Annotated in this window: 11 protein-coding genes; all 11 read left to right on the top strand. The window is 54.5% G+C overall.

Translation table 11 applies throughout. The annotated features are described in order from the left end of the window. Nucleotides 1–16 precede the first annotated feature (16 nt). The 11 genes from C6362_RS00720 (at nucleotide 17) to rnr (ending at nucleotide 13790) form a co-directional block, all read left to right on the top strand. The gene (locus C6362_RS00720) at nucleotides 17–415 is read left to right on the top strand and encodes a (deoxy)nucleoside triphosphate pyrophosphohydrolase (RefSeq protein ID WP_014016323.1); all 399 of its coding nucleotides are present in this window, start codon (nucleotides 17–19) and stop codon (nucleotides 413–415) included. Between the two features lie 9 nt (nucleotides 416–424). After that, nucleotides 425–3301 (top strand): DUF3427 domain-containing protein, encoded by a 2877-nt coding sequence (locus tag C6362_RS00715; RefSeq protein ID WP_014016324.1) that lies wholly within the window; start codon nucleotides 425–427, stop codon nucleotides 3299–3301. A gap of 168 nt (nucleotides 3302–3469) precedes the next feature. Next, on the top strand, nucleotides 3470–4651 hold the full coding sequence (locus tag C6362_RS00710) for a PIN/TRAM domain-containing protein (protein ID WP_014016325.1): 1182 nt from the start codon (nucleotides 3470–3472) through the stop codon (nucleotides 4649–4651). A gap of 9 nt (nucleotides 4652–4660) precedes the next feature. Beyond that, a complete protein-coding gene (gene ispD / locus C6362_RS00705) occupies nucleotides 4661–5821 on the top strand; it encodes a 2-C-methyl-D-erythritol 4-phosphate cytidylyltransferase (RefSeq protein WP_014016326.1) in 1161 nt (386 codons plus the stop codon). A 32-nt stretch (nucleotides 5822–5853) separates the two neighbouring features. Beyond that, on the top strand, nucleotides 5854–7308 hold the full coding sequence (gltX, locus tag C6362_RS00700; protein ID WP_014016327.1) for a glutamate--tRNA ligase: 1455 nt from the start codon (nucleotides 5854–5856) through the stop codon (nucleotides 7306–7308). A gap of 379 nt (nucleotides 7309–7687) precedes the next feature. After that, nucleotides 7688–9133, top strand: a complete 1446-nt coding sequence (cysS, locus tag C6362_RS00695) for a cysteine--tRNA ligase (protein WP_014016328.1) — start codon at nucleotides 7688–7690, stop codon at nucleotides 9131–9133. Next, nucleotides 9130–9615 carry a Mini-ribonuclease 3 gene (locus C6362_RS00690; protein WP_014016329.1) on the top strand — a complete coding sequence of 162 codons (486 nt, stop codon included), beginning with the start codon at nucleotides 9130–9132 and terminating at the stop codon, nucleotides 9613–9615. Before cysS ends, C6362_RS00690 begins: the two co-directional genes overlap by 4 nt. Continuing rightward, nucleotides 9612–10358 (top strand): 23S rRNA (guanosine(2251)-2'-O)-methyltransferase RlmB, encoded by a 747-nt coding sequence (gene rlmB, locus C6362_RS00685; RefSeq protein WP_014016330.1) that lies wholly within the window; start codon nucleotides 9612–9614, stop codon nucleotides 10356–10358. The genes C6362_RS00690 and rlmB overlap by 4 nt, the downstream gene beginning before the upstream one ends. Nucleotides 10359–10387: 29 nt before the next feature. Continuing rightward, a complete protein-coding gene (sigH, locus tag C6362_RS00680; protein WP_014016331.1) occupies nucleotides 10388–11095 on the top strand; it encodes an RNA polymerase sporulation sigma factor SigH in 708 nt (235 codons plus the stop codon). 44 nt (nucleotides 11096–11139) lie between these two features. Then, the gene (secG, locus tag C6362_RS00675) at nucleotides 11140–11376 is read left to right on the top strand and encodes a preprotein translocase subunit SecG (protein WP_014016332.1); all 237 of its coding nucleotides are present in this window, start codon (nucleotides 11140–11142) and stop codon (nucleotides 11374–11376) included. Between the two features lie 71 nt (nucleotides 11377–11447). Then, nucleotides 11448–13790, top strand: coding sequence for a ribonuclease R (gene rnr, locus C6362_RS00670; RefSeq protein WP_014016333.1), 2343 nt, complete (start codon nucleotides 11448–11450; stop codon nucleotides 13788–13790). Nucleotides 13791–13801 lie beyond the last annotated feature (11 nt).

Genomic DNA, 13801 nt, shown 5'->3' with positions numbered 1-13801 from the left:
AAAAGAGGAATTTTTGATGAAGCATTTAGAAGTGGTAGCTGCGATTTTGGAGTATGATGGAAAAATTCTTTGCATGGAACGGGGCCAGGGGAAATTTGACTATGTCAGTTTCAAATACGAGTTTCCTGGCGGCAAGATTGAACCGGGTGAAGCCAAGCATACGGCTATTGAACGGGAACTGCGGGAAGAAATGGATGTCCATGTGTCTGTCAAGGAATCGGATTTGTACATGACGGTCCATCACGATTACCCTGATTTTTCCATGACCATGTATGCCTTCTATTGCCATTTGGACAAGCCCGACTTTGTTCGCAAAGAACACGTCGATGCGAAGTGGATGACTCCCGAAGATATGCCGACATTGGACTGGGCACCGGCCGATGTGCCCATCATGAAAAAACTTTCTGGAAAGTAGGCGACAGCCATGGTTGAATACGGGGCTTTGGAACAGTGCCTGCGCGAAGGATTTATTGATTATACGGTAGAAGCGGACCAACGCTATGTTCCCAAGATTCTGACCAATAATAAAGAGAAAAAGCGCAAGGTTCTCGACACGATTTTGTCGCAGCTGTACGTCTGTGATTCTTTTTTGTTTTCCGTGGCGTTTTTGACGAAAAGCGGCATTGCCTGCCTGAAAGATGCGCTCATTCAGAATCGGAAGGCGACGGGAAAAATTTTAGCCTCTCAGTATTTGAATTTTACCGAACCCGGTGCGTTGCGGGAATTGTTGAAGTTTCCCAATGTTGAATTGCGCATGGTGACAGAAGAACGGGCTTTTCATGCCAAAGGCTATCTTTTCCATCGTCCCCAGGCAGGGCCGGAAAATTATACCATGGTCATTGGCAGCAGCAATATGACGGCTAACGCCTTGACGCACAATCAGGAATGGAATGTTTTCTTTACATCGGCAGAAAACGGCTCTCTCATCCGGCAGACGAAGGAAGAATTTGATGCTTTGTGGGATACGGCGGAAGTCGTGGACGAAGCGTGGATTCAGGCCTACGAGTCTGTGTACACGCATAATAAGCCGAAACGGCAGTCCGTATATGTGCCCTTCCATAAAATTCAACCTAATGCCATGCAAAAGGCGGCTTTAGCTGGGATTCAAAAGCTTCGTGATGACGGGCAGGATCGAGGCTTGCTCATTTCAGCGACGGGGACTGGGAAAACCTATTTATCAGCCTTTGACGTCTTAAAAATGCAGCCCCGGCGGTTTCTCTTTGTGGTCCATCGGGAGCTCATCGTCAAAAGTGCACGGGATAGTTATGTCCGGATTGGCATCAATCCGGCCGATACGGGGCTGCTGACAGGGCATGATAAAGAATTGGATAAGCCTTATATTTTTGCGACCATTCAGACTTTGTCCCAAGACGAAATCCTTCATACCTTTGCGCCCGACACCTTTGATTATATTGTCATTGACGAAGTGCATCACGGGGGTGCTGCGACGTATCAAAAAGTCATTCGCTATTTTCAGCCCAAGTTTCTGTTAGGCATGACGGCGACGCCGGAGCGGTCCGATGATTTCGATATTTATGCGCTGTTCCATCATCATATTGCTTATGAAATCCGTTTGCACGATGCGCTGGAAGAAAATATGCTCGTTCCTTTTCACTATCACGGCATCAGCGAAATTACGGTCAACGGCAAGGTGTTAGATGACATGAGTGATTTCGCCTTACTGACTTGTGAAGAACGTGTAAAACATATATTATATTATGCTGATTTGTATGGCAGTGACGCTGAACGCATCAAAGGTCTCGTTTTTTGCCGCAATGTAGACGAAGCGCAGGCCCTGGCTGAAACTTTTCGCCAGCATGGAAAACGAGCCGTTGCCTTGACGGGTGCGTCGAGCGAAAGGGAACGAAGCGAAGCCATTGGTCATTTGGAGGCGAAGGCAGCAGAAGACCTGCAGTATCTCGACTATATTTTTACTTGCGATATTTTCAATGAAGGCGTCGACATTCCCCAGGTCAATCAGGTCATCATGCTGCGTCCGACGACGTCGGCGATCGTCTTTGTCCAGCAGTTAGGCCGGGGACTGCGAAAATATCCACATAAGCGCTATTTGGAAGTTCTCGATTTCATCGGCAATTATGAAAATAATTTCCTGCTTCCCATTGCCCTGTTTGGCGACCGGACATACGATAAGGATTTTGTCCGCCGTCTCATGCAGGTCAATTTTTTGCCGGGTCCGACGTCGGTTCATTTTGACGATATCGCCAAAGAACGGATTTATGCGGCGATTGATGCCAAAAGTGCTTTGGCAGATCTGCGGGATTTGAAAGAATCATACCGTAATATGGCCTATCGCTTGGGACGTCAACCCATGATGATGGATTTTGTCCGCTTTGGCGACAAGGATCCGGCCTTGTTTGTGGCGAAGAAGGAGTCTTTCTTTGAATTTGTTCAATACATGGAGCCTTTTGCCTCGACCTTGACCGAAGCCCATCGGGCGGTATTGAAGATGCTGAGTTTGGAACTGGCTAATGGCAAACGCATAGAGGAATTGTTGGTCTTGCGCCATTTATTGATGGAATCATCTTGGTCTACGGCGGCGCTGGCTAGGGAAATGAGCGAAACATACCATTTTCTGCCGTCTACGGAAACGATGGAAAGCGTGGCCCGCTTGTTGAATTTGCAATTTTTTACGAAAACGGCTAGAAAAAAATACGGTAGTGAGCCGCTTATTTCCTTTGAAAATCATGCGTATGTGGCCACCTCCTATTGGAATGACTTGAAAGCCAATGAAGAATTTCAACGTTATGTTCAGGATATCCTTGACTATGGAACGTATCGCTTTGAAAATCTCTATGTTCATGACGAACCGGAAATCGTCCGGGGCTTTGTCCGCTACGGCCGGTATTCCCGAAAAGATGTGTCGCGTATCCTCAATTATGAAACGAACCGTGAAGGCACGCTCAATGGCTATCAGATTGTCGGCGCTACGTGTCCCATTTTCGTCACCTACGAGAAACGGGAAGACATTTCAGCCAATACGAAGTACGAAGACCAGTTCGTTTCGCCGCAGCAGTTCAGCTGGATGACGCGGGCCCGGATTCACCTGACATCGTCGCAGATTCCGGCGATTTGCGATGAACACACGCGAAAATTATTGTTTGTGAAAAAGAGCGATGCCGAAGGGTCCGATTTCTATTATATCGGTGATTTAACCGTTCTAGGGAAACCCGTCGAAACGACCATTGCCAATGACAAAGGACAGCAGCTGCCCATTGTCAATTTCCAATTTCTCTTGGATAAGCCGGTAGAAGATAAGCTCTATCGGTATTTGTGCGAATGAGATTTTATTTAGTAAATCGTAATTTACTAAATTACGATTTACTAGTTCAAAATGTTATAGACGAACCTGCGCAAAAACTTTACACGCCACCTGTGGTACATTGACGGGAAATGTGGTAAACTAGTATAGTTACAGAATTACGCATAAGGGGAGGTGTCTTACTACTCTATGGAAGATAAATATGGATTGGACCACGAGGAGCCGAAGTCGAAGAAATTCAATGGGCGCAATGTGGCCGACAACATCATGAAAGGGGTCATCGTCCTGATTATGGCGGTCATTTTTGTCATGATTGCCGACCAGGTCATTACGACGCCCTTCATCAGTGCCGAAATAGAAGGGGAATTTTTCCACGGCAGTATTTTCGGGACGACTATCATCACCATCGTGGCCTACATCATCGGCATTCTCGTCGGGGCCCTGGTGGGATATGGGATTTCACCGTTCGTGCTGCGCCTGATCTGGGCGGCGATTCACCGCATCGAATCGGGCCTGAGTGATTTCGAGAGCCAGGATATCATCGTCGGGACGCTGGGATTGCTTTTTGGACTTATTATTGCGAATTTAATTGGCCTGGCGTTCGCCCGTCTGCCGATCATCGGGGCCTATGGCCCGATCGTCTTCAGCATCGTCTTCGGCTATGCCGGCATGAGCATTGCCACCCGCAAGAAGAGCGAAATCATCGCCCTGGTCAGCAACCTGCGCCTGGGCAAGTCCGGCAAGGAGCACAGCGGCAAGCGCAAGGATATGGACTTTTCCGGCAAGCTCCTCGATACGAGTGCCATCATCGACGGCCGTATCGCCGAAATCTGCAGTACGGGCTTCCTCGAAGGGCCCCTGCTGGTGCCGGTCTTCGTCCTGGAAGAACTGCAGCTCATCGCCGATTCGTCGGATTTGCTGAAGCGCAATAAGGGCCGCCGCGGCCTGGATATCCTGAAGCAGATGCAGGAAGATAATTACGTCGAAGTCCGCATCATCAACGATGATTTCGATGACGTCCAGGGCGTCGATTCCAAGCTCGTCCGCCTGGGCCGCAAGATCAATGCCAAAGTCGTCACCAACGACTATAATTTGAATAAGGTCGCTGCCCTCCAGGGCGTGGCCGTCCTCAATATCAACGACCTGGCCAATGCCCTGAAACCGGCCCGCATCCCTGGGGAACACATGAACGTCCTCATCGTCAAGGCTGGCAAGGAAGAGAACCAGGGCGTGGCCTATCTCGATGACGGCACGATGATCGTCGTCGAAGATGGTCAGAAATACATCGGTTCTACCGTGCCCGTTACGGTGACGTCGGTCTTGCAGACGTCGGCTGGGCGCATGATATTCGTCAAGATTGCAAATGAGTAGGTGAAATGTGTGAAAGTATCTGTCATCGTCGTAGCGGCCGGCACGGGGAGCCGCTTCGGCTACGAGCGGAACAAGCTCTTCTATCCCTTGTGCGGTGAGCCCGTCCTGGCGCATACCCTGCGCCACATCTTTGCGGCCCGGTCGGTCAGCGAAGTGGTCATCGTCCACTCCCGCGTCGATGAGAAGGAAATCCGCCGCCTTGTCGATGACCTCCATCCCATCCAGCCCGTGCGCTATGCCCTGGGCGGAGCCGAGCGGGAAGATTCGGTCTACAACGGCCTCATGGCCGTCAGCCGCGACATGGACGTGGTCATAGTCCACGACGGCGCCCGGCCCTTTGCCGGTCCCGACTGGTATGACCAGGGCGCGGCCATGATGGAAACGGCCCGGGCCGCCATTTACGGCATTCCCCTCAAGGATACGGTCAAGGTCCGCGGCGACGACGGCCGCCTCCATACGCTGAACCGCAGCCGCCTGGTAGCGGCCCAGACGCCGCAGATTTTTCACCGTGACCTGCTCGTGGAAGCCCATGAGCATGCCCGGGCTGAAGGCATTCAGGCTACCGATGATGCATCCCTCGTCGAAGCCATGGGCGTGCCCGTCGTCATCCTTGAAGGGAGCGAGAAGAACCGCAAGGTGACGACGCGCGACGACATTCCCATTCTGTCCCTGTACATGAAAGGACGGGAAGTCCAGCGCATCGGCACAGGCTATGACGTCCACCGCCTGAAGGAAGGGCGGCGCCTGGTCCTGGGCGGCGTCGAGATTCCCTTTGAACGGGGCCTCGACGGCCATTCTGACGCCGACGTCGTCATCCACGCCATCATGGACGCCCTGCTGGGAGCCGCCGGGCTCCGCGATATCGGGACGTATTTTCCCGATATGGATCAGGCTTTCAAGGACATTTCCAGCCTGGTCCTCTTAGAAAAGGTCCGCCATCTGTTGCGGGAGAAATGTTGCCGCATCGTCAATCTCGACGTGACCTTATTGGCACAACGGCCTAAAATCAAGCCCTATGTGCCGCAGATGATTGCGAATATTGCCGAGGCCTTGCGTATCCCTAAGGCTGCTGTCTCCGTCAAGGCGACGACGACAGAGAAATTGGGGTTCGTCGGCCGGGAAGAAGGCATGGCAGCCCAGGCGGCAGCCATGGTCCTTAGCTATCAATAATACATATATATAGTCTTTAGGAGGAATCTTTTATGTCACAGGAAGTACGCGTTCGTTTTGCTCCGAGCCCGACAGGCCCGTTCCACATCGGTGGTGCCCGTTCGGCACTGTTCAACTACCTCGTTGCCAAGCACAACCACGGTAAGTTCGTCGTCCGCATCGAAGATACGGACCGCAAGCGTTCGACGTCGGAATCAGAAGAAAATATCAAGGAAGCCCTGAAATGGCTGGGCATCAACTGGGATGAAGGCATCGATGTCGGCGGCCCGAACGGCCCGTACCGCCAGACGGAACGCCTGGACATCTACAAGAAATATACGGAAAAGCTCTTAGCTGAAGGCAAGGCTTATTACTGTTTCTGTACGCCAGAAGAACTGGAAGCAGAAAAACAGGCTCAGCTGGCCAAGGGCGAAACGCCGGTCTACTCCGGCAAATGTGCCGACCTGCCCAAGGAAACGGTCGAACAGTACCTCAGGGAAGGCCGTCCCCATGTCATCCGTATCAAGACGCCGAAGAACGAAACGATTGAACTGGACGACCTCGTCCGCGGCCACGTATCCTTCGACTCCAACAATGTCGGCGACTTCGTCATCGTCAAATCCGACGGCATCCCGGTCTATAACTACTGTGTCGTCCTCGACGATGCCCTGATGCACATCACCCACGTCATCCGCGCGGAAGAACATCTTTCCAACACGCCGCGCCAGCTCGTCATCTACAAGGCCCTGGGCTTCGAAGCACCGAAGTTCGCCCACGTCTCGCTGATCCTCGGCGCCGACAAGAAGAAGATGAGCAAGCGCCACGGCGCCACCTCGGTCCAGCAGTACCGCGACATGGGCTATTTGCCTGATGCCCTGGTCAACTTCCTGGCTCTCCTCGGCTGGACGCCCGATGGCGATCAGGAAATCTTCAGCCGCGACGAACTCATCGAACAGTTCACCCTCGACCGCGTCGCCAAGAACCCGGCCGTATTCGACATCGAAAAATTGAACTGGATTAACTTCCATTATATGAAGCAGCTCGATGAAGACCAGCTTTATGCCGTCTGCCTGCCGCACCTGCAGAAGGCCGGCTATGCCAGCGAAACGCCAGATGAAACGGAAGCCGCTTGGCTGAAATCCGTCTGCGCGGCTATGCGCGAACACGTCCAGTACGGCGCTCAGATTGTCGATGCTGCCAAGGTCTTCTTCACCGACGACTACGCACCGGAAAATGAAGAAACGGCAGCTGTCCTCAAAGAAGAAACGGCTCCGTCCGTCCTCAAGATGTTCCGCGATGAACTGGCTGCCCTCGACGACGTCACGCCCGACACGGTACAGCCCCTGTTCAAGAAAATCCAGAAGGGCCTCAAGGTCAAAGGCAAGTTCGTCTACATGCCCATCCGCGTCGCCGTCACCGGTGTCATGCACGGCCCGGATCTGAACGTCATCGTCGCCCTCATGGGCCGCGACAAGGTCCTCCAGCGCCTCGATAAGATTTGCGGATAAAAAATGCCTCCCCTATTAGGGGCGCCTTTTACTGCCATCTGCAAATTAAATTCGCACTTGACAGGGCACGGATTATTGGGTACTATATACATACATATTAATTAATAATATGTATCAATAAGAATCTGCGATGATCAAAATGAGTTGCAGTGGCATCCGACAGAGAGGAAGGGTCACGGCTGAGAGCCTTTCCAGGTCATAAAACTGCAATGCTGCCTTTGTGAGCAGGCCGGGTGAAAGGAGTAATCCGGTCCGGGTGCGCCCGTTACTGCGCAGTAAAGATTACGGCTGTGCCGTAAAAACAGAGTGGAACCACGGGCCACCGTCTCTGTCATCGGGGATGGTGGCTTTTTTGTTCAAATTTCAGGGAGGTTACCGTATGAGAGAACTGAAAGTATATAATACATTGACCCGCAAGAAAGAAACCTTCGTACCCGTTACGCCGGGCCAGGTCAAGATGTATGTCTGCGGCATCACGCCGTACAACCATTCCCACATGGGCAATGCCCGTCCTTTCGTCACATGGGACGTCATCAAACGCTATCTGGAACACTTGGGCTATGAAGTCACGCACATCCAGAACTTCACCGACGTCGACGACAAGATCATCAACGCCGCCAACGGCGAAGGCGTCACGTGGGATACCATTTCCAACCGCTATATCGCATCGTACTTCGAAGTTATGGACAAGCTCCATATCCGCCGGGCCGACAAATATCCCCGCGTTTCGGAACACATGGATGAAATCATCCACATGGTCCAGACCCTCATCGACAAAGGCTATGCCTATGTCATCGACCACGACGTCTATTACAGCGTCGAAAAATTTAACGACTACGGCGAATTGAGCGGCCGCAGCCTCGACGACATGATGGCCGGCGCCCGCATCGAAGTCGACGACCGCAAACACAATCCCATGGACTTCGCTCTCTGGAAAGGGGCTAAACCTGGCGAACCGTCTTGGGACAGCCCTTGGGGCAAAGGCCGTCCGGGCTGGCACATCGAATGTTCGGCTATGAGCAATAAATACCTCGGCGATACCTTCGATTTCCACGGCGGCGGCAGCGACCTCATCTTCCCGCACCATGAAAACGAAATCGCCCAGTCCGAAGCCTTCACCGGCAAGAAACCCATGGTCAAATACTGGCTCCACAACGGCTTCATCACCATCAATTCGGAAAAGATGAGCAAGTCCCTGAACAACTTCTTCCTGGTCAAGGACGTCCTGGAACACTACAGCCCCGATGCCCTGCGCTTCTTCCTCATTTCCAACCACTACCGCAGCCCCTTGGACTTCAGCGATGAACGGCTGGAAGAAATGACGCGCAGCCTCGAACGTCTGGGTACAGCTATCGACAACGTCCTGGAACTCCTGGCTATGCCGGCCGGTGCTAAATCGCCGGAAGCCCAGCAGCTCCTGGAAACGGCTCACAAAGACGAAGAAGCCTTTGAAAACGCCATGTGCGACGATTTCAATACGGCCCTGGCCAGCGCCGCCATGTTCGACTTGGCCAAGAACGTCAACATCTTCAAGAATGCCGTCGTCAACAACGGCGTCCCCGTCGATTCGGCAGCCCTGTCGGAAGTCAAACGCGTCTTCAAGACCTTCACGGACATCCTGGGCATCCTCGAAGACCGCTGGACCGGCAAGAAGGAAGATGCCAGCAGCAAGGATTACGACGACCTTATGCAGGCCATCCTCGACATCCGTCAGGAATGCCGTGCCCAGAAGCAGTACGCCCTGGCCGACGCCATCCGCGATAAACTGGCTGCCCTTGGCATCACTATCGAAGATTCGCCGCAGGGAGCACGCTGGAAAAAGTGAAATTCAAACAACTGCAAGCTTTAAAGAAACGGGCCTATCGGGCCTTTGCCGACGGCAAGCGCCTGGACGTGCCCGACCAGGATGCGGCCCATCTCGACTCGATCAACCTGGCTTTCGTCGGCGATGCCTATTACGCCCTGACCCTGCGCAAGCGCCTGGTGGAAACGGGCATCCCCCACGTCCAGGTCCTGCACACGCTGGCGGCAGAATTTGTATCGGCCAAGGCCCAGGCCTATGTCTACCGCCGCATCCACGACGGCCTGACGGACGAAGAGAAGGCTGTTTGTCAGCGGGCCCGCAATGCCTATACCCTGGCGCCCAAGAGCGCGACTGTCGCCGAATACCACGACAGTACGGCCCTGGAAGCCCTGGTGGGCTACCTGGTCATGGCCGGCCGTCAGGAACGGCTGGACACCGTCATGGGCCAGGTCTATGAAGAAACGAAGGCCTATTGTAACGAGAAACATGGAGGAATGGAATGAGTGAGGCAAATATCATCATCGGCCGCAACAGTGTCACCGAAGCCCTGAAGGCCGGCCGGTCCATCACCAAGCTGTACGTCGCTGCCGGCAACGAATCGCAGCCGCTGCAGCGCATCCGCGACCTGGCAGACCGGAAGGAGATTCTCGTCGAAGACGTGCCCCTGAAGGTCCTCAACCACCTGGCACCGGGCAACCGCCACCAGGGGGTCATCGCCTTTGCCAAGCCCGTGGAATACGCCGATTTGACAGACGTCCTCATCGCTGCCGATGAAAAGGGGAAGGTACCGTTCCTGGTCCTCCTCGACGGCATTGAAGACGTCCACAACATGGGGGCCATCATCCGCACGGCAGAATGTGCCGGCGTCGATGCCGTCCTCCTGCCGAAACGGCGGACGGCGCCCATCAACGAGACCGTCGGCAAGACGTCGGCTGGCGCCGTCGAATACATGCCCCTCGTACAGATCGGCAACATCGCCCAGACGCTGAAGCAGCTCAAGAAGCGCGGCTTCTGGGTCATCGGCGCCGACATGGATGGCGAGACGGACTATTTCCACAGTTCCCTGACGGACCCGGTGGTCCTGGTCATCGGCAGCGAAGGCCGGGGCATTTCGCACCTGGTCAAGGAGACGTGCGACGTCCTGGTCCAGATCCCCATGTTCGGCCACGTCAATTCCCTCAACGCCTCCGTCGCAGCGGCCCTGCTCATGTATGAAGTCGTGCGGCAGCGGCAGGCAGGCGAATAAATCAACATTAGATAAGCGAGGTAACGATTATGCAGGCAGCGTCCCATGCAGAAGAAAGAAATGACCGCTTTGCAGGCATGACCGATGAAGAAATCGTACGCATCGCCCAGGATGAGCATGATGGCAAGGCGGCCGATTATATCGTCAACAAGTATCGCAACTTCGTCAAATCCAAAGCCCGCGCCTACTTCCTGGTCGGCGCCGACCGGGATGACATCATCCAGGAAGGCATGATCGGCCTCTACAAAGCGACGCGGGATTTTCGCGGCGACAAGCTGTCGTCGTTCCGGGCCTTCGCCGAGTTGTGCATTACCCGGCAGATCATTACGGCCATCAAGACGGCGACGCGGCAGAAACACATCCCCCTCAACTCGTATGTGTCCCTCAACAAGCCCGTCTATGAAGACGAATCGGACCGGACCCTGCAGGACATCCTGGCAGGCATCCGCGTCAGCGATCCCGAAGAGCTGGTCATCAGCCGTGAAGAATTCAATGATATCGAACTGAAGATGAATGAGATCCTCAGCGATCTGGAATGGCAGGTCCTGACGGCCTATCTCGACGGCAAGTCTTACAACGAGATGTCCCGCCAGCTTCACCGGCACGTCAAATCCATCGACAACGCCCTGCAGCGGGTCAAACGCAAGCTGGAACATTATCTGGAAACGCGCAATGCCGAAAAGGAAGAAGAACCGGATGAGAAAGGGAAAGAACCTATTGATAGAAACGGCAAATGAGTGTACAATAGTACTGTTAGCGTCATTGTGTGAGGAGGATTAGCGTGATCACAGCATTAGAAATCATCGTTGTCATTTTGGCACTGCTCATCATCGGTGTCGTCGTGGCACAGAAGAGCAAGACCCAGGGCATGGGCGCCGGTTTCGGCGGCGGTGCCGAAGACTTGTTCGGGAGCCGGGCCCGCGGCATGGATGCCCTGCTTTCCAAACTGACTATCGTCTTGTCGATAGCATTTGCCATTTGTACATTGCTGTTAGGCAGACTGATGCATACTTTTTAATGAATTATTAGGGGCTGTCGCATATGCGGCGGCTCCTTTTTTCTGACTACTGCGATTTGAGGAGGGGAACTATGGATTTACAGCTGGCTCATGATATAATAAGTATATGTAATGAAGACAGCGGCGGCGCGACGGTCGAGGACTGTGCGGAACAGCTCGGTATCACCGGCGCCCGGCTGGCTGACGTATTTGACACATTTGAAGAATTAGTGAGGAGTGAGAAACTCATGAGAATCGCAGGAGACCGGTATATCTCGGCCAAACAGCCCCAGGAGATAACCGGCATTTATAAAGGCTATACGCCGACGTTCGGCTTCGTCCTCAGCCAGGATTTGACAGAAGACGTGTATATTGCCGAACAGAACCGCCATACGGCCATGAACAACGATAAGGTCACGGTCCGCATCCTGCACAGCGGCGACGGCCGGCACAAACAGGAAGGGGAAATCGTATCCATCGTCGAACGGGCCAACAAGACCCTGGTGGGCACGTTCCAGCTGGAAAAGCACAGCGCCTTCGTCACGCCTGACGACGAACGGATCCGCGAAGACATCTACGTGCCCCTCGACAAGACCGGCGGCGCCCGTAGCAGTGCCCGCGTCCTGGTCAAGATCACCAAGTGGCCTGAAGAAGGGCGCAAAGCCGAAGGGGAAGTGACGGAAGTCCTCGGCTATGACGGCGACAAGGACCTGGACATCAAGGTCATCATGGCCCGCCACGGTCTGCCTTTCGATTTCCCGGACGACGTCAAGAAGGAAGCCGCCAAGATCGATACGGCGGTCACCCTGGAAGCAGGGCGCCGCGATTACCGCGACCGCCAGCTCATCACCATCGACAGCGAAGATGCCAAGGACCTGGACGATGCCATCGACGTCGTCCGCCTGCCCAACGGCCATTTCCGCCTGGGCGTCTACATTGCCGACGTCAGCTACTACGTCCGCCCGGGCTCGGCCATCGACCAGGAAGCGTATAACCGCGGCACCAGCGTCTATCTCGTCGACCGGGTTATCCCCATGCTGCCGACGGTCCTGTCCAACGGCATCTGCAGCCTCAATGCCAACGAAGACCGTTACTCCATGACCTGCGTCATGGAAATCGATGAGAACGGCAAGGTCCTCAAGGCCGACATCGGTCCGGCTGTCATCCGCGTCAAGCGGCGCTGCAACTACGTCGAAATCCGCAAGGCCCTCCTGGAAGGCATCGTGCCCGATGATTTGCAGCCCTTCATGCCCATGCTCCACGAACTGCGGTCTTTGTCGACGATCCTCAAGAACATGCGCCTCCGCCGCGGGGCCATCGACTTCGATTTTCCGGAATACAAGGTCATCCTCGACCCGGAAGGCGTGCCGCTGCGCCTGGAAAAACGGGAACGGACCATTGCCGAACAGATCGTCGAAGAAAGCATGCTCATCGCCAATGAAACCGTAGCCTGCTATCTCCGGGACAGCGAGAACCCGTCGGTCTACCGTATCCACGAACTGCCCGAACCGGAACGGCTGGAAATGATGCGGACCGTCCTGTCCAGTTTCAACCTGCCCATGCCCGATACGGAAGCCGTCAAGCCGGCAGACTTCCAGAAGCTCCTGGAAATGACCAAGGGGACCGATGAAGCGGCTGTCGTCCAGACCATCGCCTTGCGCTCCATGCAGCAGGCCCGCTATTCGACGACCAATGCCGGCCACTTCGGCCTGGCTTCGGAATGTTATACCCATTTCACGTCGCCTATCCGCCGCTACCCGGACCTCATGGTCCACCGCCTGATCCGCCAGTACCAGCGCAGGGGCAAGCTGACCGAGGAAGAATCGCAGCAGTCCCTGTCGTACCATACCATCGCTTCCGACCAGGCCAGCTCGCGCGAACGCATTGCCGTCGAAGCCGAACGGGAAACGGACGACCTCAAGAAGTGCCAGTACATGCTGCCCTTCATCGGCCAGCCCTTTGAAGCCCACATTACGGGCATTACGTCTTTCGGCCTCTTCGTAGGCCTGGAAAACGGCATCGAAGGCCTGGTCCATATTTCCCTGCTCACCGACGACGATTACGAATTTGATGAAGCGTCGTATACCCTGCGCGGCCAGCACGGCGGCAAGGTCTACCGCTTGGGCGATGCCATGGAAGTCACCCTGGCCCAGGTCAATGTGGAAAAATGCGAAATCGACTTCGTCCCGGGCCGCTATGAATCGCTGGAAGACGTCCAGCAGCTGATGGCAGCCAGTGCCGAACGGCGCCATAAACGGAAGCACAGCGACAAGAAGGACACCGATACCAAGCGCAACTGGTTCGCCGGGGCCATCGGCAAGAAGGGAAAGAAAGACAAGAAGGACAAGAAAGGCCGCAAAGAAAAGAAATCCGGCCGCAAAGCGGCGCGCAAGGGAAAAGGCCGGAAGAGCCGCGGCAAGAAAAAGAAGAAATAGGAGGAATTTGT

It is taken from the genome of Megasphaera elsdenii DSM 20460, assembly GCF_003010495.1.
GTDB lineage: Bacteria > Bacillota > Negativicutes > Veillonellales > Megasphaeraceae > Megasphaera > Megasphaera elsdenii.
The sequence above is the reverse complement of the archived record's forward strand: the minus strand, read 5'-3'. Positions and strand labels throughout refer to the sequence as shown.

Excerpts from the sequence above, each read along its gene's own strand:
- C6362_RS00720 (WP_014016323.1), top strand. The coding sequence starts at position 17 with ATGAAGCATTTAGAAGTGGTAGCTGCGATTTTGGAGTATGATGGAAAA.
- C6362_RS00715 (WP_014016324.1), top strand. The coding sequence starts at position 425 with ATGGTTGAATACGGGGCTTTGGAACAGTGCCTGCGCGAAGGATTTATT.
- C6362_RS00710 (WP_014016325.1), top strand. The coding sequence starts at position 3,470 with ATGGAAGATAAATATGGATTGGACCACGAGGAGCCGAAGTCGAAGAAA.
- gltX (WP_014016327.1), top strand. The coding sequence starts at position 5,854 with ATGTCACAGGAAGTACGCGTTCGTTTTGCTCCGAGCCCGACAGGCCCG.
- cysS (WP_014016328.1), top strand. The coding sequence starts at position 7,688 with ATGAGAGAACTGAAAGTATATAATACATTGACCCGCAAGAAAGAAACC.
- rlmB (WP_014016330.1), top strand. The coding sequence starts at position 9,612 with ATGAGTGAGGCAAATATCATCATCGGCCGCAACAGTGTCACCGAAGCC.
- sigH (WP_014016331.1), top strand. The coding sequence starts at position 10,388 with ATGCAGGCAGCGTCCCATGCAGAAGAAAGAAATGACCGCTTTGCAGGC.
- rnr (WP_014016333.1), top strand. The coding sequence starts at position 11,448 with ATGGATTTACAGCTGGCTCATGATATAATAAGTATATGTAATGAAGAC.